18 protein-coding genes are annotated in these 18,502 nt (G+C 71.6%); 6 read left to right on the top strand and 12 right to left on the bottom strand.

Features of this window, described 5'->3' with window-relative positions; genetic code table 11:
• Positions 1 to 127 precede the first annotated feature (127 nt).
• Positions 128 to 820 (bottom strand): N-acetylmuramoyl-L-alanine amidase, encoded by a 693-nt coding sequence (locus caldi_RS03500; RefSeq protein WP_264843729.1) that lies wholly within the window; start codon positions 818 to 820, stop codon positions 128 to 130.
• Between the two features lie 215 nt (positions 821 to 1,035).
• Here caldi_RS03500 and caldi_RS03495 point away from each other — a divergent pair, with 215 nt between their 5' ends.
• Positions 1,036 to 1,953, top strand: coding sequence for a LysR family transcriptional regulator (locus caldi_RS03495; RefSeq protein ID WP_264843728.1), 918 nt, complete (start codon positions 1,036 to 1,038; stop codon positions 1,951 to 1,953).
• Between the two features lie 126 nt (positions 1,954 to 2,079).
• Here caldi_RS03495 and caldi_RS03490 read toward each other — a convergent pair whose 3' ends face one another.
• Complete coding sequence (locus caldi_RS03490) at positions 2,080 to 2,520, bottom strand: universal stress protein (RefSeq protein WP_264843727.1); 441 nt, start codon at positions 2,518 to 2,520, stop codon at positions 2,080 to 2,082.
• Between the two features lie 93 nt (positions 2,521 to 2,613).
• Complete coding sequence (locus caldi_RS17705; RefSeq protein ID WP_406568099.1) at positions 2,614 to 2,853, bottom strand: hypothetical protein; 240 nt, start codon at positions 2,851 to 2,853, stop codon at positions 2,614 to 2,616.
• A 275-nt stretch (positions 2,854 to 3,128) separates the two neighbouring features.
• Here caldi_RS17705 and caldi_RS03485 point away from each other — a divergent pair, with 275 nt between their 5' ends.
• Complete coding sequence (locus caldi_RS03485) at positions 3,129 to 3,743, top strand: superoxide dismutase (RefSeq protein ID WP_264843726.1); 615 nt, start codon at positions 3,129 to 3,131, stop codon at positions 3,741 to 3,743.
• Positions 3,744 to 3,891: 148 nt separating this feature from the next.
• Positions 3,892 to 4,200 carry a metal-sulfur cluster assembly factor gene (locus tag caldi_RS03480; RefSeq protein WP_264843725.1) on the top strand — a complete coding sequence of 103 codons (309 nt, stop codon included), beginning with the start codon at positions 3,892 to 3,894 and terminating at the stop codon, positions 4,198 to 4,200.
• A 33-nt stretch (positions 4,201 to 4,233) separates the two neighbouring features.
• Here the strand turns inward: caldi_RS03480 and mtnA are convergent, their stop codons facing one another.
• Positions 4,234 to 5,274 carry an S-methyl-5-thioribose-1-phosphate isomerase gene (mtnA, locus tag caldi_RS03475; RefSeq protein WP_264844721.1) on the bottom strand — a complete coding sequence of 347 codons (1,041 nt, stop codon included), beginning with the start codon at positions 5,272 to 5,274 and terminating at the stop codon, positions 4,234 to 4,236.
• 260 nt (positions 5,275 to 5,534) lie between these two features.
• Between mtnA and caldi_RS03470 the strand changes: the two genes are divergently transcribed.
• Positions 5,535 to 6,572 (top strand): glycosyltransferase family 4 protein, encoded by a 1,038-nt coding sequence (locus caldi_RS03470; protein WP_264843724.1) that lies wholly within the window; start codon positions 5,535 to 5,537, stop codon positions 6,570 to 6,572.
• Here the strand turns inward: caldi_RS03470 and caldi_RS03465 are convergent.
• The 5 genes from caldi_RS03465 to caldi_RS03445 all read right to left on the bottom strand — a co-directional run bounded on the left by caldi_RS03465 (position 6,551) and on the right by caldi_RS03445 (position 11,985).
• On the bottom strand, positions 6,551 to 7,321 hold the full coding sequence (locus caldi_RS03465; protein ID WP_264843723.1) for a creatininase family protein: 771 nt from the start codon (positions 7,319 to 7,321) through the stop codon (positions 6,551 to 6,553). The two genes, caldi_RS03470 and caldi_RS03465, sit on opposite strands and share 22 nt — an antisense overlap.
• A gap of 6 nt (positions 7,322 to 7,327) precedes the next feature.
• On the bottom strand, positions 7,328 to 8,305 hold the full coding sequence (locus tag caldi_RS03460) for a phosphotriesterase family protein (protein WP_264843722.1): 978 nt from the start codon (positions 8,303 to 8,305) through the stop codon (positions 7,328 to 7,330).
• Between the two features lie 78 nt (positions 8,306 to 8,383).
• Positions 8,384 to 9,703 carry a PTS ascorbate transporter subunit IIC gene (locus caldi_RS03455; RefSeq protein ID WP_264843721.1) on the bottom strand — a complete coding sequence of 440 codons (1,320 nt, stop codon included), beginning with the start codon at positions 9,701 to 9,703 and terminating at the stop codon, positions 8,384 to 8,386.
• Positions 9,704 to 9,751: 48 nt separating this feature from the next.
• Positions 9,752 to 10,015, bottom strand: coding sequence for a PTS sugar transporter subunit IIB (locus tag caldi_RS03450; protein WP_264843720.1), 264 nt, complete (start codon positions 10,013 to 10,015; stop codon positions 9,752 to 9,754).
• Positions 10,016 to 10,020: 5 nt separating this feature from the next.
• The gene (locus tag caldi_RS03445; RefSeq protein WP_264843719.1) at positions 10,021 to 11,985 is read right to left on the bottom strand and encodes a BglG family transcription antiterminator; all 1,965 of its coding nucleotides are present in this window, start codon (positions 11,983 to 11,985) and stop codon (positions 10,021 to 10,023) included.
• A gap of 170 nt (positions 11,986 to 12,155) precedes the next feature.
• Here caldi_RS03445 and caldi_RS03440 point away from each other — a divergent pair, with 170 nt between their 5' ends.
• Entirely contained in the window at positions 12,156 to 14,054 is a 1,899-nt protein-coding gene (locus tag caldi_RS03440; RefSeq protein WP_264843718.1) for a PEGA domain-containing protein, read from the top strand.
• An 81-nt stretch (positions 14,055 to 14,135) separates the two neighbouring features.
• Here the strand turns inward: caldi_RS03440 and caldi_RS03435 are convergent, their stop codons facing one another.
• Genes caldi_RS03435 through caldi_RS03425 form a run of 3 tightly spaced genes read right to left on the bottom strand, consistent with a single transcriptional unit; the run spans position 14,136 to position 16,928 of the window.
• Positions 14,136 to 15,341: an RtcB family protein gene (locus tag caldi_RS03435; protein ID WP_264843717.1), complete on the bottom strand. Its 1,206-nt coding sequence runs from the start codon at positions 15,339 to 15,341 to the stop codon at positions 14,136 to 14,138.
• Positions 15,301 to 16,275, bottom strand: coding sequence for a GHMP family kinase ATP-binding protein (locus tag caldi_RS03430; RefSeq protein WP_264843716.1), 975 nt, complete (start codon positions 16,273 to 16,275; stop codon positions 15,301 to 15,303). Before caldi_RS03430 ends, caldi_RS03435 begins: the two co-directional genes overlap by 41 nt.
• An 11-nt stretch (positions 16,276 to 16,286) precedes the next feature.
• The gene (locus caldi_RS03425) at positions 16,287 to 16,928 is read right to left on the bottom strand and encodes an MBL fold metallo-hydrolase (protein WP_264843715.1); all 642 of its coding nucleotides are present in this window, start codon (positions 16,926 to 16,928) and stop codon (positions 16,287 to 16,289) included.
• 155 nt (positions 16,929 to 17,083) lie between these two features.
• On the opposite strand from caldi_RS03425, the gene caldi_RS03420 reads away from it, so the two are divergent.
• Entirely contained in the window at positions 17,084 to 18,463 is a 1,380-nt protein-coding gene (locus caldi_RS03420) for a dipeptidase (RefSeq protein ID WP_264843714.1), read from the top strand.
• The last annotated feature ends 39 nt before the right edge of the window (positions 18,464 to 18,502 follow it).

The raw sequence follows: 18,502 nt of genomic DNA, 5'->3' as shown, positions 1-18,502 counted from the left end.
TTCCCTGGTGGGCGCGGAAACGCCCCGGGAGCCGCAACTGCGTCAAGCCCGCGGTGGATGCGAAAGGAGGGTCCGCCCGGGCTCCCGGGGGTTTCCGCTCCATCGTATGCGCCTCGCCCGGATGGCGCTAGTCCGGCGACGTGCGCACGATGTAGACGGAGTAACCCTTGTCGCGCAGCTCCGCAGCCAGGCGCTCCGCGTTCTCGCGCTGCGTGAAGGCGCCCACCTGCACCTTGTAGAGCACGGGCGGCCGGGCCACGGGCTGCAGGCCCAGCCCCCGGGCGATCCCTCGCACGTGCGCCCTGGCCAGGGCCTGGCGGAACAGCTCCTGGCGGAGCAGGCCGGCATCGGCCTCGTTCGTGACGAAGAGGTTCTCCGTGAGCACGGCGGGCATGGCCGTTTCCCGGAGCACGAAGAAATCGGCTCGCTTGTAGCCCCGGTCCGGCACGCCGTAGGGGGTCAGCAGCTCCATGACCGCCTCGTGCACGGCGGCGCGGATGCGGGCGGCCCGGCCGTCGTCCCGGACGCTGGTGTGGACGAAGTCCTCGTAGCCGCGCGCCGAAGGCTCGAAGGCGTTGAGGTGCACCGAGTGAAAGTAGTCCGCGCCGGCGTCGTTCGCCATGCGGGCGCGGTCCGCGAGGGAAACGAACGTATCGGTCTCCCGGGTCATGAGCACGTCGACGTGGTAGCCCGACAGCAGCTCTTCCCGGATCCGCAGGGCCAGGTCGAGGGCCAGATCCTTCTCGGCCAGGGAGTTCCCCGCTGCGCCGGGGTCCGCCCCGCCATGCCCGGGATCCAGGCAGACCAGGGGCTTGGGCACGGCGTCGTCCTCCTCCTCGGTCGTGCGTCGGAGACTTCGCGTTCCATCGGTATGCACCGGCTCTGCCGGAGGCCCGGCCGGGCGCGGACCATCCGCCGAAGCGGTCTATGCGCCCGGTAGCCCGAACGGGGCGGGCCTGGGAGCCCTCCGGGGGATGCCAGGTCTAAATCCGCGTCCGGTACGCTGAACGGAGATCGACGGCGGGGGTGACGCCTGTGCGGCTCGAGCAGCTCGAAGCCTTCTGCGCCGCCGTTCGCACCGGAAGCATCTCCGGCGGAGCCCGCAGCCTCGGCCTCACCCAGGCCGCCGCCAGCCAGCGGATCAAGGCGCTGGAAGAGGATCTCGGCGTGCAGCTCCTGGCGCGCGGCCCGGGTGGGGTCGTCCCCACCCCGGCGGGCGACGAGATCCTACGGGTCGCCCTGAGAGCCATCGCGCTGCTTCGTCAGGTCGAACGGCCTCACCCGGCCCAGCCTGTCACGGTCCGGGTGGGAGCGACGCCGGTCCTGGCCGCCGACGCGGTCCCCCAGGCCCTGCTGGCCCTCCGGACGGTCGCGCCGGAGGTCGTGACGAGCCTCCAGATCGGGGTGCTGGACGAGCTACTCCGGGACCTCGAAGACGGCACCCTGCACATCGTGTACGCAGAAGGGCCGCTCGACCGGCCGGGGCTGCGCGTCACGACGATCGGGCGGGATACGCTGCGCCTGGTGGGGTCGGCCGCCGACGTGTGGAACGTCCGGCCCGCCCTCTCCCCGGAGGAGTGGCTGGAGCAGCCCCACGTGCTCTTCCCCACGGGCTGCGGCCTGCGCCGCGCCCTCCACGCCGCGATGGTGAGCGCCGGCCTGCCCCCCGAGCACCTGCAGGTCCGGGCGGAGTTCAGCAGCCTGGAGGCGATCCAGACCCTCGTCGAGACGGGGGTCGGGCTCACGTGGCTGCCGCGGCGCGCCGTCCGGCGCGGCCTGCAGGCCGGAACGCTGCAGCTCCTCGACGTGCGCGGATTCCGGGTCGAGTTCCCGTACCTCGCCCTCTCCCGCAGCGCACGTCCGCTTCCCCCGGCGGCCGTCCGGCTCACCTCGCTGGTGGCCGACCTGCTGGACCACCGGCGGGCGGCCCGGCGCCGCCGCCAGCTGGTCTGATCCGCCCTCATCCGTACCGGTGGCCGCCGCGAAGGCGGCCGCCTCTCGTCTTGCGGATGACGGAGGCCGGCACGAAGAAAACGCCCCCGTGTGCGCACGGGGGCCAAGGAAAGGGAGGGGAGGTTGTCAGCGGACCACCAGGACGGGGCAGGGGGCGGTGTGGAGGACCCGGTTGGAGACGCTGCCCAGCAGGATCTCCTTGACCGGCCCCAGACCCCGGCTGCCCACGACGATGAGGTCGTACTCCTCGAGGCGGGCCAGGTCGGTGATCTCCTCGGCCGGGTCACCCACCTGGACCTCGGCCCGTACCCGCTCCTTCGGGATGCCGAGGGCCTCGATGGTGGAATTCAGGATCGGTTCCGCCGAGCGGCGGATCATCACGTCGAGCGGGATCTCGGGGACGACCTTGTTCCCGTAGACGTCGGTCATGTAGAGCTCCCGCGGGACGTGGGCGACGTAGAGAACCGTCACCTCGACCTCGGGCATGCACTCGAGCATGGCCCCGAGGGTCCGCGCGGCACGCAGGCTACCCTGCGAACCATCCGTGGCGAGAAGCACCCTGCGCATGGAGCCATCGCTCCTTCCCGTCCGCCTCGGGGGCCTCGCCTGCACCCGGGGCGGGTCTGTCCCGTTTCCGGGAAGATCGTAGCGGCGGGCCGGTTAGACTCGCCACCCCGAGAAAGGTGCATTCAAGCTAGACCAAAGGAAGGTAAAGGTTTCGCTATCCGACCGGCCTACGCCCGATCCGAACGCGCGCCCCGCCGGCGGGGAGTTCGTGCACCTTGCAGGCAAACCCCCGCTTCTGAGCACCGGCCGCAGGAAGACGGGCACGCGGTCGTTGAGGATCTCGAGGTCTTGCCCCTCGGCCAGCGACTCTGCCGCCTTCAGGGTGCGCACCATCGGCTCCCACGTGCGTCACCTCCCACGGATCTGTGCGCACCAGCCCTGGCGGCAAGCCCTCTTCGCGGAGGAGGAAAGTTCCGGGGCCGCGTAGAATCAGTCCGGAGTCGTACGGTAACTTGCACTCACAACAAGTTGCCGAAGTGGGGTTCCGTCCGGTACCCCGCTCGCGTGCCCCCCGAATGGCTCCGCCATCCAGGGGGATACTCCGCCCCGGGCGGCTCTCGCCGGTCACCGGGGGTCGCGCTTCATTCCAGACCAAGGAGGGGTCTTCCGTGGCACACGAGCTCCCGCCGCTCCCCTACGATTACGCGGCACTCGAACCGTACATCGACGAGCAGACCATGCGGATCCACCACGACAAGCACCACGGGGCGTACGTGAGCAACCTGAACGCTGCCCTCGAAGGGCACTCCGACCTGGCTGCGCTCTCCGTCGAGGATCTGCTGCGCCGGATCCAGACCGTGCCCGAGAATATCCGGACGGCGGTCCGGAACAACGGCGGCGGGCACGCGAACCACACCATGTTCTGGGAGATCATGAAGCCGGGCGGCAGCAAGTCGCCCACGGGCGACCTCGCCGCGGCCATCGACAGGACCTTCGGCAGCTTCGACGCCTTCAAGGACCAGCTGACCAAGGCGGCGATGGGGCGGTTCGGCAGCGGCTGGGCCTGGCTGGTGATGAAGCCGGACAAGAGCCTGGCCATCTACAGCACAGCCAACCAGGACAGCCCGTACATGGACGGGGACACCCCCATCCTGGGCGTCGACGTGTGGGAGCACGCCTACTACCTCAAGTACCAGAACCGTCGGGCGGACTACCTGGTGGCGTGGTGGAACGTCGTCAACTGGGACGAGGTGGCGAAGCGGTACCAGGCGGCGAAGGGCTAGCCGCTCGGAGGCGTACGGAAGGGGCTGCACGCACGTGCAGCCCCGTTTCGTTTCCGGGGCGGTCTGCCGGTGATTCCGGTCACACCGCGACCGCTGGCGCCCGGGTACCCTGAGGTCAGGCCCGCGCGACCGGGAGGAGGTGCAAGCCGTGCCGCTGGTCCGCATCGAGGACGTCCGGCAGGCGCTCAGGAACGTGATCGATCCGGAAGTGGGCCTGAGCGTCATCGACCTGGGCCTGGTCTACGACATCGACATCCAGGAGGACGGTTCGGTCCGGGTGAAGATGACGCTGACGACCCCCGGCTGCCCGATGAGCGGGTCGCTGCCGAGGGTCGCCGAGTACGCGCTCGCCCGGGTGCCCGGAGTCACGAACGCCGAGGTGGAACTGGTCTGGGACCCGCCGTGGTCGCCGGACCGGATCACCGAGGAGGGCCGCCGCCTGCTGGGCTGGCGGTAGGCCGGTCCTTGCGCGGCCTCGGGCGGTGGGCGCTCACCGGCCGAGGTCCTTCCGCAACTGCGCGAGGGCCGGCCCGAACGGCGGGTGGATCACCCCCACCTCGGTGATGAAGGCCGTGATCAGGTGAGCCGGGGTCACGTCGAACGCCGGGTTGAACACGTCGACGCCCTCGGGAGCCGTGCGCACGCCGGCCAGGTGGGTGACCTCGTCGGGGGAGCGCTCTTCGATGGGGATCCTGTCCCCGTCCGGAAGCGAGAAGTCGAAGGTGGAGGTCGGCAGGGCGACGTACAGCGGCACCCCGTGCTCGCGGGCCAGCACCGCCAGCCCGTAGGTGCCGATCTTGTTGGCGGTGTCGCCGTTGCTGGCGACGCGGTCCGCGCCGACGATGACCGCGTCGACCCGGCGCTGCCGCAGCACCACCGCCGCCATGCTGTCGGTGATGAGCGTGACCGGGATGCCCGCCTGGAGCAGCTCCCAGGCCGTCAGGCGCGCCCCCTGGAGCAGGGGGCGCGTCTCGTCCACGTAGACGCGCAGGGTGTGGCCCTGCTCGTGCAGGTGGTAGATGGGGGCCAGCGCGGTGCCGTACTGCGCCGTGGCCAGCCCGCCCGCGTTGCAGTGCGTCAGCACCGCGCGGGCGCCGGCCAGCAGCGGCGCGCCGCGCCGGCCGATGTCCCGGCACGTCCGCCGGTCCTCCTCCAGGAGCTCCAGCGCTCCGGCCAGGACCTCCGCCTTGAGGGTGTCGACCGGTGCTTCCAGGACCTCCACCCGGCGCTGCACGCGCCGCAGCGCCCAGGAGAGGTTGACCGCCGTCGGCCGGGCGGTGGCCAGGTACTCGGCGACCCGGCGGACGTCGGCCAGGAAGGCCTCGCGGGTCCGCGCCTCCGACCCGCGCACCCCCAGGTACAGGCCGAAGGCCGCCGCGATGCCGATCGCCGGGGCGCCACGGACCCGCAGCGCCCGGATGGCCTCCCAGACCGCTTCGGCCGTGGCGGGCTCGACGTAACGCACCTCCCCCGGCAGGCGCGTCTGGTCCAGGAGCCGCAGCCGGCCGTCGGCCCACTCGATGGGCGCCACCGCCAAGGGGATCACCTCCGGAAATCCGGCACCAGCAGCGTTCCACGCCGGAACGCACCGCACTCACCGGTCTTCGGAGACGTTTCGACGCTCGAATGGCGGGTTCCCGCTCCGTCCGAGCCATGTGGATCGCCCAGGGCGCGCCCGGCGGCGCGCGGGGGCCGTGGCCGCACTGGAGCCCTCCTGACGGGGACCCGGCGCGGTTGCGGCCCTGCCCGCCTCCCCCTACAGTACGGGGCGGACGGCTTCCCACTCCGGAGGTGATCCCCCTGCGCATCGGCATCCTGGCGCCGATCACCTGGCGCGTCCCGCCCCGGCGGTACGGCCCGTGGGAGCACGTGGCGGGCCTCCTGGCCGAGGGGCTCGTGGCCAGGGGCCACGACGTGACGCTGTTCGCCGCCGGCACGTCCGAGACACGGGCCCGCCTCGAGACGGTCTGTCCCCGGCCCACCGGCGAGGACCCCTCGCTCGACCCGGCCCTCTACCTCCCCCTCCACATCGCCAACGCCTTTCGCCGCGCCGGGGAGTTCGACCTCATCCACAACCACCTCAACTGGCTCCCGCTCACCTACGCCGAGCTGGTCCGGACGCCCGTCGTCACCACCCTGCACGGCGCCGCCATGCTGGAGCCCCTCAGCCGGCAGGCCTTCCTCCGCTTCCGGGACCGGCCGTACGTGGCCATCAGCCGGGCGGAGATCGAGGCGGTCCCCGAGCTGAACTACGCCGGCCTGGTCCCGAACGGCATCGACCTGCGGGAGTTCCCGTTCCGGCCTGAACCCGACCCGGACCCCTACCTCCTGTTCCTGGGACGGGCATCCCCCAAGAAGGGCCTCCACCTCGCCATCGAGCTGGCCCGCCGTGCCGGCTGGCGCCTCCTCATCGCCGCGCACGTCCCGCCGGACGAGCAGGAGTTCTTCCGCACCCGCGTGGAGCCCCATCTGGACGGTGACCGGATCCGGTACGTGGGCGAGGTCGGCGGGGAGGAGCGGGCCCGGCTCCTGGGCGGAGCCCGGGCGCTGGTGCACCTGTGCACGGTGCCGGAGCCCTTCGGCCTCGTGCTCGCCGAGGCCCAGGCCTGCGGGACGCCGGTGATCGGGATGGACCTCGGTTCGGTCGCGGAGGTCGTGGCCCACGGGGAGACGGGCTTCGTGGTCCGGGACCTGGACGAGGCGGTCACGGCACTCCGGCGGCTGGGCGAGATCGACCGCGCCGCCTGCCGCCGGCGGGCGGAGGCGCACTACAGCGCCGAGCGCATGGTGGAAGGGTACCTGGAGGTCTACCGGCGGGTGCTGGGCTGAGCCTCCCCGGGGCCGCGCAGCCGTGCCCTCGCCCCGGCGAGCACCGCGACGATCCGCTCGATCGTGTGCTCCACGAGGACCTTGCCTTTCTCCGCCGTGGCCAGGGTCGCGTCGCCCATGACGCCGGTGCGGGTGAGCTCGCGCCATCGGGTGGGCCGGTACTCGAAGTCCGGCGGCACCCGGGGGTCTTCCCGGATCGCCTTCGCCATGTCGACCCGCTCCGGCGCCACGTAGCGCATCATCGACGTCTCGAGCTCGCAAGCGTGGAACAGGCTGCCGTGAAACCGGGGGGACTCCCGCACCCGCTCCGCGGCCTCGTTCAGACCCGGGTGAGAGAAGTAGAACGTGAGCGGGCCGCCCTCCGCCTCGAGGGCCCGAGCCGCCTCCCTCATCGCGTTCGCGTTGCCGAGATGGGCGTTGACGATGGCGAAGATCGGGACGCCGAGATCGCGCAGGCTCCGACCGATCCCGGTCAGGATCCCGGCAAGCGCCCGGTCGTCAACCGACAGGGTCCCGGGAAAGCCATAGAGCGACCAGACCTGGCCGTAGGGCATGACCGGCAGCACCACGGCTCCGAGGGCCTCGGCCACCCGCCGGGCGACGTAGGCCGCCAGGTAGTTGTCGGTGCCGAGCGGCAGGTGCGGACCGTGCGTTTCCACCGCACCGAGGGGAAGGATCGCGATCCCCGTCTCCAAGAGGCGCCGCTGAGCCTCTTCCCCGGAGAGCGCCTCCATCTCCCAGCAGGGCACAGCGCGTCACGCCCCTTTCTTGAAGGTAAAGCAGCGGCGGGGGTTCTCGACCAAGAAGAGGTGCACGAGCCGCTTCCCGTCGAACCCCGCCTTCTCGGCCTCCTCGATGAACCGGGGTACCCACTTCTCGAGGATGTAGCCGAGCCCCAGCCCGTTCCCGTAGGACCGGTAGTACGACTTGCGGGCGGTGTCGCCGCTCACGAGGATCTGCTGCTCGTGCCCGTGCCGGACCAGCTCGAGGATGCAGGCGATCCGTACCGACTCCGGGTAGTACTTGACCTTGCCGATGCCGTCGAAGCACAGGTAGGCCCCGGTCTCGGCGATCTTCAGGTGGTAGTAGGTGTCGGGGTTCCGGTCCATGTGGCCGAAGCTGACGTGGCGGAGGTCGACCCCCTCTTCCTTCAGGAGCTCGATCTGCTCCAGAGCCATGGTCCCGGCCTCGGTGTGGGAGTGGACGGGCGCCCCGGTCTCGTGGTGCGCCCGGGCCACCGCCCGGAGGACCTTCTCCTCCAGCGGGGAGATCGAGTTGTAGCCGGTGCCGAACTTGACCTGTCCGGCCCGGTAGGGCGTCCCCTCCATGCCGACCTCAACCTCGTCGGCGACGAACCGGGTGAGCTCCTCCAGCGTGAGGCGCTCGATCCATTCGGCGAAGGTCTCGTCGCTGCCGGGGCGCCGGGCCGACCACAGGAAGCCCTTGTTGAGCCCGGCCGTGCCGATGACGTGGATGCCCGCCTGCCGCGCGATCTCGGCGACCGCGGGCACGTCCCTCCCGTAATCGTGGCAGGTGGCGTCGACGATGGTCTTCCCGCCCGCCTGGACGAAGCGTTTCACGTCTTCCAGGGACTTCACCGGATCATCGAGGAGCAGGTCGTCCTCGCCCTTCTCCTGCCAGTACGGGGGCCGGCAGACGATGTGCTCGTGGGAGTAGGTGACGCCCATCTCTTCCGGATCAATGTCACCGAGGAGCGTGCGGACGAACGGCAAGTCGTACCACTCCTTGTCTGAGGAAGGCCGGAGGCCGCCGCCCCTGGCGGGGCGGGCGGCCTCCGGCGCCTTGTGGGACTAGACGAAGAGGAACCTCAGGACCCCGCCCAGGAGCTTCACGAGAGGACCCAAGAGGAACATGTCGCTGTCTGCCGCCCACATGGCAGTGTCCGGGATGGTCGTGGGCAGGAGCCGGGTCACCATGAGCCACTGGCCCCAGGCCACCACGGTGGCGGTGATCACCCCACCCAGGAAAGCCCCCCGCAGGCCGCCTGTGGCGTTGCCGAACACGCCGGCGGTCGCAGCGTGGAAGAAGAGCACGATCATGGTCGGCACGAAGACGTAACCCACGGTCTTGCCCAGGACCACCAGCCACACCAGGGAGGCGACGAAGGCGCCCAGGAAGCCGACGATCGAGGCAGTCGGCGCGTACGGGTAGACCACGGGGCAGTCCAGCGCCGGTCTGGCGTCAGGGACGATCTTGGTGGCGATACCCCGGAAGGCAGGGACGATCTCGCCGATCAGGAGCCGGACCCCGAACAGCACCACCGCGATGCCGCCGGCGAACTTGAAGGCTTCCTGCAACGAGTACAGGATGAAGCTGTTCTGCCCCGCTTTCTTCACCAGTTCGAGGGCGGCCGGCGTCGACCTCGCACCCACGATGGCGGCCCCGATCACGTACAGGATGCCCATCAGCAGGGCGATGACGACGTTGGAGTCCTTCAGGAAGTCGAGCCCCTTCGGCAGCTGCAAGGACTCGGCGTCCTGCTCCTTGTTCCCGAACATCTGTCCCGCCAGGGCGCCCAGAACCGCCACCGAGGCGGAGGTGTGACCCAAGGCGATGTCGTCCCCGCCGGTCACCTTGCGCATGAAGGGCTGGGTGAGAGCGGGCTGCAGCGTCCAGTACAGACCCATGAACACCGAGAAGAAGGCGATCAGGCCCCACGTGTTGACGGTGGTGCCGGACCCGAGCGAGTCGAGGACGACGCCCATCCAGATGGCTGTCGTCCAGAACATCATGTGGCCGGTCAGGTAGATGTACTTGAACCGGGTGAAGCGGGCCAGGAGGACGTTGATGAGGAAGCCGAAGGTCATGACGAGGGCGACGGCGCCGCCGTACTTCTGACTGAACGTCTCGAAGCCCATGAAGTTGGAGAGCGCCTGCTGCTGGAGGCCGAAGACCTCGGCCCACATGGGCTGGAAGACCAGCAGCGAGTTGACGATCGCACCGGCGCCGGTGCCGATGATGAGGAACCCGACCACGGCCTTGAGGGTACCGCTGATCACCTGGCTGGCGGTCTTCTTCTGGACCAGCAGGCCGACCAGGACGATGAGACCGATCAGGAAGGCGGGCTGCCCGAAGAGGTTGTTGGCCAGCCACTGAGCGACGGCGAGCACGCTCGATCCCTCCTCGACGAGAACTGCGGACGCCAGCGGTTCGGGGCCCTAGAGGTTCTCCTGGATGGCCTTCTTGATTTCCGCCTTGTTGAGGTAGCTGTTCACCACCACCACCTTCGCCTTGTGCCCGGCGAGGAGAGGGGCGAGCTGCGGGCTGGCGACGATCATGTCGGCCTTCTCCGCGGCCGCGGCGCTGACGTCCATGTGGTCCACCTCCGCGTCGACCCCCAACTCCCGGAGCACGTCCTCGATGTTCATCCGCAGGATCAGGCTGGTGCCCTGTCCGAGCCCGCACACGGCCAGGATCTTCACTGCGCTCAGCTCCTCTCTTCCGTGCCCGTCTTCCGCACGATACCCAGGATGTCTGCCGCGCTTCCGTGCTCGAACACCGCGCGCGTTTCCGGTTTCGCTAGGAGGTCCGCCAGCTGCTGGAGGGCCCGCAGATGGATCTCGGCGTCCGGGCTGGCGATGGCGAACACGAGCTTCACCGGGTCGTTCGTTTCGTGGCCGAAGGCGACCGGCTCCCGGAGTCGGACGAAGCTGATGCCCAGCGAGATCACCCCGTCCTCGGGGCGCGCGTGGGGCAGTGCCACCCCCCGGTCCACCACGATGTAAGGCCCGATCCGGCGAACCGTCTCCACCATGGCGTCGACGAACCGCGGCTCGACGTGGCCGGCCTCCACCAGGGGGCCACCCGCCAGCCGGATGGCCTCTTCCCAGTCGGCGGCCGGCACGTCCAGCCGCACGAGCGCGTCGTTCAGTACTTCATCGAGCATCGGACCTCGCATCCTTTCTGTGGGAGTGACCGTGCCCGCCTGCGGGAGGGCCTGCCGGATCTGCCGCACGTCCTCCGGCGTCAGGAACGGGTTAACCACGACGACCGGCTTCGGACCCGGCGGCAGCGGCACGGTGGAGATGACCAGGTCCGCCTGCCGGAGGGAGGGGTCGGCGGGGAACCTGGCCGAGGGGACCACGCCCACGATCTGCACCTCGGGAAACGCCCGCTGCATGCGGCTCTGCAGAAGGCGGGCGGTGCCAATACCACTCCCGCAGACCAGGAGCGCTCGCGGGGGCAGCTGCCGGGCCTGCCGCTCCAGGTGCGCACCCACGTGCATCGCCAGATAGGTGAGCTCGTCGACCGTGACGCGCACGCCGAGTCGCTCTTCGAGCGCGGGCGCGGCCGCCCTCACGGCTGCCACGAGGAACGGGAACTCCCGCAGGATCTCGTCCTTCAGCGGATTCACGAGCCGCAGGCCGTATCGCAGCCGGTACACCGCCGGACGCAGGTGGAGGATCAGGCCGCGGACCAGGTCGTCGTCCCCGGTCAGATCGGTCCCGAGGTGCGCACCGGCGATCCGGATGAAAGCATCCACGGCCGCGACCAAGGGGGCGTCCCGATCCTCATCACCCGGGTGGGAGCTGCGTGTACCGATCGCCTTGGCGCTCAGCAGGTGAAGGGTGATGTAGCCGACCTCGTCGCGGGGCAGCCGGAGATGAAACCGCTGTTGCAGATCCCTGGTGAGAGCACTGGCCACCGCCCACTCCGGTCGCCCCTCGAGCTCCGACATCTGGGTGGGATCCATCACGATGTCGTGGCCGGACCGCAGGCGCATGACCGCGACGGCCAGGTGGTAGACAAGCCCCTCGAAGGCGACGTCGGCCAGCTCGAACGGCAGGTGCCGGGCGGCGTCGGCTACCGCCTGGCGGATCTGCTCCATCTCGTCCGGGGGCAGCGGCTGCAGCGGAAAGCCTGGCGTACGTCCGGTGGTCGCCCCCTGCGGGGCCAGCACTTCCGCCAGTGCCCGGCGCCATGCGGACTCCGGCCCGGCCACGGCAACGCCGGAAGGAAGCCGGCGCAGCGCCAGCCCGTGGTCCCGCAGCCAGGCTTCGGCCGCCTTCACGTCCTCCACCACCGTGCGACGGCTGACGAAGAGCTCGTCGGCCAGCCGTCCTAAGCTGATCGGGGTGTTCCGCCGCAAGAGGGCGGCAAGGATGGCCAGCCGGCGTTCCTCGGGGGAGAGCCGGTAGGCATGGTCCATCAGGGGACTGAGGCGGGCCAGCCACTCGGCGCGCTCCTCGGGTGGGATGTCGAGGCGGGCGCCCCGATGCTTGTGGCGCTCCAGGCGGTACGGGGTGGCGCGCAGGTACTCGTCGATGGCCTCCAGGTCGAGACGCACGGTGCGGGGGGTGACGCCCAGGCGCCGGGAGAGATCGGCGATGGCCACATAGTCCGCCTGCTCGATCAGCGTGGCGAGGATGGTCCGCTGACGCGCGTTCAGCACCGGATCATTCCCCCGAAGCCATGATACTGTCAGGCTCTGTCAAGCCGTAAGTGAAACTTTCTGCCGATTCGAATCGGAAAAGCTGCACGGCCCGAGCCTTCGGGCCGGCAACCCGGGGGCTGTGCGCAACGTCAAACGCTGTGAAGACGCTTCCGCCGGAGGTCAGACCGATGACAGCAAGGCGCCGGGCCGCGTGGCTCGCGTCGATCGCGCTCATCGCCGCCACCACCGCGTGTACGGGGGGCACGCCCGCCCGCACGCCGCCAGGCCCCCGGCCCGAGGGACCGGGGGCGGGCTCCCCCGCCTCGGACGCCGGCTCTCCCGCCGGCCCGGCAGGGGACCTCGCCGGGGCGCCGCCGGCCACCCCCGGCAAACCCGAAGCGGGCGCCGGGCCGGGCGGCGAATCGCCGGAACCGGCAGTGGGGAACGCCACCGGGGCGCTGGTCGAAACCGACCCCCCGGGGGCGGAGGTGTACCTGGAAGGCGAGCTTCTGGGCACGACGCCGCTGCGGCTGCCGGTGACGCTGCCCGAGTACGGGATGTTCGCCTTTCTGGCGCCCGGATACCAGCCCTTGTACTACTTCATGAACCCGGGCGACGCGCCCCGCAAAGTCGAGTTGACCCCCCTGCCTCCCGTGCCGGCAGGCGCGCGGCTCGAGCGACTGCGCGCCCTCCGGGACGGGTTGGCGTGGCAGTCGGAACCTACCCGGTGGTCCCTGCAGCTCCCCGCCGGTCCACCGCCCCGCTGGCTGCCGTCCCCGGACGGGGAACGGCTGGCCGTCGTGCTCCTCAGCCAGGGAGAGGGTAAGGAGCCACAGGACGCCCTGGAAAGCCTCGTGCTGCTCGACCCGGCGCGCGGGGTGCGCCGCGTCCTGGCGGAGCAGGTGGTCTTCCCGACCCGCGGCCACAACACCGCCGACGCGTACCCGACCGTGGGGTTCTTCCCGCTGGGCTGGCGGGGCGCCGACCGGCTCGTCGTCCTCCGCACGACCTTCACGGGGGAGGACGGCAAGCCGGCCCGGCCGTCGATCGTCGCCGAGGAGTACGACGTCGACCGGGGCACCGTCCGACGCCTGGCAGCGTTGCCGGCCGTGGTGCGGCCCATCGACTTCGAGGAGGGCTGGCTCTCCGGCCGGTACGCCTACCTCAGCACGGGCACGCTCTACCGCTTCGACCTCGAGGCGGGCGCCGCGGGAGCGGTGCGGCGGAACATGCCCGTGTTCGAACCGTCCGGCACCGTGCCCCTGGCAGTATCCCCCGACGGCGAACGGGTCCTGTACGGCTTCTACGGGGAGGGCCTCCTCCGGGCGGACACCGGCGAGGAACTGCCGCTCCTGCCGGCCGGCGTGGAACCGGGCGGGGGCGCCTGGTCGCCGGACGGCCGGCTGCTGGCCCTGCGGGTGCGCAGTGAACGGTACACGGGGCGCTGGCTCCAGGGCGAGGACGGGGGGTTCCTGCTGGCGGGCGCGGTTCGCGTGGTGGACCGCGACGGCCGGGAGGTGGCCACGCTCACCCTCCCGGTGGAGACCCGGTCCGCGCGCCCCGGCGAGGGCCCGTTCATCTTCGACATGCGCTGGCTGCCGGACTCCAGCGGCCTCGTGGTGCGGGCCGCGCGGGTAGCGCCAGGGGTGACGCCCGACGCCGACGTCGACACGGGGCAGCCGCTTGGCGACGCCGGCCTGTTCCTCCTCCCTCTCCGCGGCCCCGCAACCCGCGTCCGCGAGGCCCGCGGCAATTACGGGCAGATCGTGGCCGTGGGCCCCACGTGGGCGTTGGAGATCCAGTCGGTGTCCGGCGGGACGCCCGAGCCCCTCGCGACCGGGTGGGGCGGAGCCGGGGCGCCGCCGCTGCCCGCGGAGCCCTGGAGCCCTTTCGCCGCCGTGGCGGCTCCCGGTGGCGAGCTGGTCGTGGTCGCCGACTCGGGCACCGTGTGGCGCTGCGCGCCGGGCGCCGCCACCTGCCGGGAGGCGGGGCGGTTCGGCAGCCCGGGCTGGCCTTCCGTCCACGGGCGGTGGCTCATTCAGATCGCCTACGGCGAGCGCCTCGAGGGCCTCTTGCTCGGCGAGTGATCGAGCCGGGCTACACGTGCCGCCGGGTGGGGCCCGGCTGCTTCCCGGCAGGACCGACCGCCGCTGCGGGACCAAGAGGGGCTAATCCTTGTACGGGTCTTCCTCCTCCGGCCCGGCCATGGCGACCCCGATCGGCCGCAGGACGTGGACGATCTCGAGGGTCCCCCGGTGGGCGTCGAGGACCTCCTGCAGGGGGCGGTACACCTGGGGCGCCTCGTCCGGACCGCCGCCGCGCAGCTCCACGCCGTAGCCGCGCACGGCCTGGCGCATCGCCTCCTCGCTCACCGCGCCCCCGATCCGCACACGGCGCCCCCGCACGCGCTTCCACTTGCCTGCCGCCTGGGTCCGGCTCATGATCCGCCCCGCCCCGTGGACGGTGCTGTACAGGGCGTCCCGCGCCTCGGGGCTGTTCTTGCCGCGCACGATGACGGCGATGTCGGCCATCGAGCCGCCGATGAAGCTCAGCTGGCCCGGCCAGTTCGGCGTGGCTCCCTTGCGGACGACGACGAGCTCTTCGCCGTCGTGTTTCTCGATCCAGGCGTAATTGTGGTGGTTGTGCACCTCGAGGGTCGGCCGGGCGCCCAGGATCGCCAGTACCTGGTTCACCACGTAGTCCCGCCCGGCGTAGGCGTACCGGCCGGCCAGCTTCATGGCCTCCAGGTAAGCCTGGCCGAGGTCCGAGCGAAGGGAGAGGACCACCGGGGGCTGGTCCATCGACTCCCGCCGGCCCGGCGCGTCGAACGGCCGGCCGGCGGCGAGGTTCAGGAAGCCGGTGGCCGTCTTGAACCCGAGGCCGCGGCTGCCGAAGTGCACCCCCACCCAGACGAGGCCCGTTGCCGGCTCCTCGAAGAGGTCGACGTAGTGGTTGCCGCCTCCGACCGTCCCGAGCTGCTGGCGGGCAAGGTCCTTGAGGGCCGCCACGCCGGGGTGGACCGTCCACGCCGGATCGTCGAAGAGGTCGTGGTCGACCGGGCGGGGATTCTTCCGTCCGATCCCGAAGCTCACGGTCCGGGCGATCTCGTCCATGATCCGCGGCAGGTCGCGGCGGATCTCCTCCGCACGCAGGTCGGTGCGCACCGCCTTGTTGCCGCAGGCAATGTCAAAACCCACGCCTGACGGGCTGATCTGGCCCCGGTAGGCGACCACGCCCCCGATCGGCTGGGAGTACCCCTTGTGCCCGTCGGCCATGAGTGCCGCGGCCGCCACTTCGCCCGTTCGGGCACACATCTCGAGCTGGCGGAGGGTGTCAGCGTCGTGCCGGCCCCAGATGCGGACACGAGGGGGCATCCGGCCGCCTCCTCTCCGATGCGCGAATGGATCCCACGAATTCCCTTCCCAGTGACGCGACCCGCACCCCGCCCGGGACCAGGCGCAGGAACCGGACCGGCAGGCCCAGCCGGCGCTCGAGGAACGCCCGGGCGGCCGGCGCGTCCGCGTGCCGGGGATCGAGCAGGAAGCCGAGCACCACCCCGCTGTGGGCCACGTTCAGGCCGAGGGCCCGGATCTCCCTCGCAAGGGCAGTGGCCCGCTCCCACAGCGGATTCGGCAGGATTGCCTGGTGCGCGCGGGCGCTGAGCGTCGCTGCCGCCGCCAGGGCGGCTGGATCCCCGGCGGCGACGGCCCGCACGGCAAGGTCGTGCGCCTCCCGCACCAGCGGCTCCTTGCGGCGGTTGGCCGCGTCGAGATCCTCCCGGCGATTGAAATCCCGGGTGGGCACGGCACCGCCCGGGTCGACTCCCAGGATCACGAGGGGCGGTGCCGGACCCAGGGGCTCGACACGCCGGCCCCGGCGGTGGTCGACCAGGGCGATGCCGGGCAGCATCAGTCCGTCGGTGGGCTCGACGGCCAGGCAGCGGCGAAAGACGTCCAGGGGATCGAGAGGCCGGCCGCCGGCTGCCGCCGCGGCGGCCAGCGCCGCCGCCATGTCGGCGGTGCTGCTCCCCATGCCGGCTCCGGGCCGCAGGGGGCTCCAGATCCGTACCCGCCCCCGGCCGGGGAGGCTGGCCAGGACCGCAGCGACCTTCTCCCGGCCGGGCGGCGCCCGCCAGCCGGCGTGGGTCCGCCCGGCGCCACGCAGGTCGGCGCCGGCGCGCCCGGCACTGGCCAGGGCATCCACCCACAGGTCGACGGGGCACGTGATGAGAAAGTCGACCCCGTCGAGGGCCCCCTGTACCAGCTCCCCCCAGGTGCCCGGCACGCGGGCCAGGGCCCGGACCGCCACCGCGCCCCGCCCTACTCCCCCGGCCGCACTACCGGCACCCGGCAGGCGGCGGCGAAGCGGTGGGCGTCCGCCATGCTGCCCACGATCGCCCCGATGTGCACGGGCATCGCCCGGGCGGGCCGCAGCCGGTTCACCTCGGCGGCCGCCTCCTCGGCGGTCATCACGTAGGTCCCCGAGACGGGCACGATGGCGAGGTCGATGGGCGGCTCGACCTCCGGGGGGATCACGTCCGTGTCCCCGGCCACGTAGACGCGCTCCCCGCCCAGCGTGAGCACGTAGCCGGCGAAGTCGGGGTGGCGGGGGTGAAAGGGCACGCCCGGCGAGCGGAACTTGTTCACGTTGTACGCCGGCACGGGAAGCACGCGTGCGGGCTCCACCTCGACCGGCTCGCCGTGGCGGGCCTCGACGATCGCGGCGCGGACGCCACCTCTGCGCAGGTCGGCCGCGGCAGCCGGCGTCGCCACGACGGTGGTGCGGGGACCCAGGAGCTTCCGCACGTCGGGGGCGGAGCAGTGGTCGTAGTGCGGGTGGGTCACCAGGATGAGGTCCGCCGGGGGCCCGCTGACCTCCCAGGGATCGACGTAAACGGTGAAGCCCTCTTCCGTGCGGATCCGGACGCTCGCATGGCGGAGCCACTCGACCTGGAGGGCCATGTTCTCGCCTCCCCGCTGCACGCGTGCCTGGCAGTCCCGGAGATCCTTGGACGCGAACTGGCCCGTTCCTGCCCTGGGGCAGGAAGGAGCCGCGGGGCCCCGGGTGGAACGTTGAGGGAGGCCGCAGCAGAAGGAACGGTGAGGGTTGAACGGAGATGACCGGGTATCGCCTGCACATCGACCGGAACTGGGACCGCTACGTCGGCGAACTGCTCGACTTCCTGGCGATCCCCAGCGTGAGCGCCCTCCCCCAGCACGCACCCGACGTCGCCCGGGCGGCGGACTGGGTCGCCGCCCGGATGCGAGCCGCGGGGATCGAGAACGTGCAGGTGCTGCCGACCGGCGGCCACCCGGTGGTCTACGGCAACTGGCTGCACGCCCCGGGGACCCCCACGGTGCTCGTGTACGGCCACTTCGACACCCAGCCCGCAGACCCGCTGGAGCTCTGGCACCACCCGCCCTTCTCGCCGCACCGGGACAGCGACCGGGTGTACGCCCGGGGCGCCTCGGACGACAAGGGGAGCATGCTCATCCCGATCCTGGCCGCCGAGGCGCTGCTCCGGACCGAGGGCCGCCTGCCGCTCAACGTGAAGTTCCTCTTCGAGGGGCAGGAGGAGATCGGCAGCCCGCAGCTGGGCGCGCTGATCGCCGCCCGGCGGGACCTCCTCCGCTGCGACCTCGTGGTCAACGCGGACGGGGGCCAGGAGTCGGAGGACCAGCCGGCGCTGTGCATCGCCAGCCGGGGGCTCTGCGCCGTCCAGGTCGATGTCCGCGGCCCCGCCTCCGACCTGCACTCCGGCGTCCACGGGGGCGCGGTCCAGAACCCGATCCACGCCCTGGTCCGGATCCTCGACAGCCTGCGGGGGCCTGACGGGGTGATCCGGGTGTCGGGCTTCTACGACCGCGTGCGGCCCCTCTCCGACGAGGAGCGGGTGCAGATCGCGACCGTCCCCTTCCGGGACGAGGACTACATGGCCGAACTCGGCGTGCCGGCGCTCTTCGGCGAGGCGGGGTACTCCACGCTCGAGCGCCGCTGGGCCCGCCCGACCCTCGAGGTGAACGGCATCTGGGGCGGGTTCCAGGGCGAGGGCGTGAAGACCGTGCTCCCCGCCGAGGCGCACGCCAAGATCACCTGCCGGCTGGTCCCCGATCAGGACCCGGCGGAGGTGCAGGAGCTCATCGCCCGGCACGTGGAGGCGCACACGCCCCCCGGCGTGCGGGTCGCCGTGCGGCGGCTCGAGGGCCTGGCCCGCCCGTACCGCATCCCGCCGGAGCATCCGGCGAACCGGATCGCGCACGGCGTCCTCGAGGCGGTGTACGGCAGGCCGCCCGTGTACGTCCGCACGGGCGCCACCATCCCGGTGCTGGCGATGTTCTTCTCGCTGCTCGGCGTGCACACCCTGACATTCGGGTTCGGGCTGCCGGACGAGAACATCCACGCCCCGAACGAGTTCTTCCGGCTGTCCAGCTTCCGCCGGGGGCTGGAAGCGTACGGGCTCCTGTTCGAGCGTCTGGCGGGTCTGCCCACCGGGTAGCGGCAGGCGATCCGGCGCCGGCAGGATGGAGCGGAGAGG

The sequence above is a fragment of the Caldinitratiruptor microaerophilus genome, from assembly GCF_025999835.1.
GTDB lineage: Bacteria > Bacillota > Sulfobacillia > Symbiobacteriales > ZC4RG38 > Caldinitratiruptor > Caldinitratiruptor microaerophilus.
The sequence above is the reverse complement of the archived record's forward strand: the minus strand, read 5'-3'. Positions and strand labels throughout refer to the sequence as shown.

Bases quoted from the DNA above. Each gene is read 5' to 3' on its own strand.
- caldi_RS03425 (WP_264843715.1), bottom strand. From the start codon at position 16,928: ATGGCCCTCCAGGTCGAGTGGCTCCGCCATGCGAGCGTCCGGATCCGC.
- caldi_RS03490 (WP_264843727.1), bottom strand. From the start codon at position 2,520: ATGCGCAGGGTGCTTCTCGCCACGGATGGTTCGCAGGGTAGCCTGCGT.
- caldi_RS03440 (WP_264843718.1), top strand. From the start codon at position 12,156: ATGACAGCAAGGCGCCGGGCCGCGTGGCTCGCGTCGATCGCGCTCATC.
- caldi_RS03420 (WP_264843714.1), top strand. From the start codon at position 17,084: ATGACCGGGTATCGCCTGCACATCGACCGGAACTGGGACCGCTACGTC.
- caldi_RS03435 (WP_264843717.1), bottom strand. From the start codon at position 15,341: ATGCCCCCTCGTGTCCGCATCTGGGGCCGGCACGACGCTGACACCCTC.
- caldi_RS17705 (WP_406568099.1), bottom strand. From the start codon at position 2,853: ATGGTGCGCACCCTGAAGGCGGCAGAGTCGCTGGCCGAGGGGCAAGAC.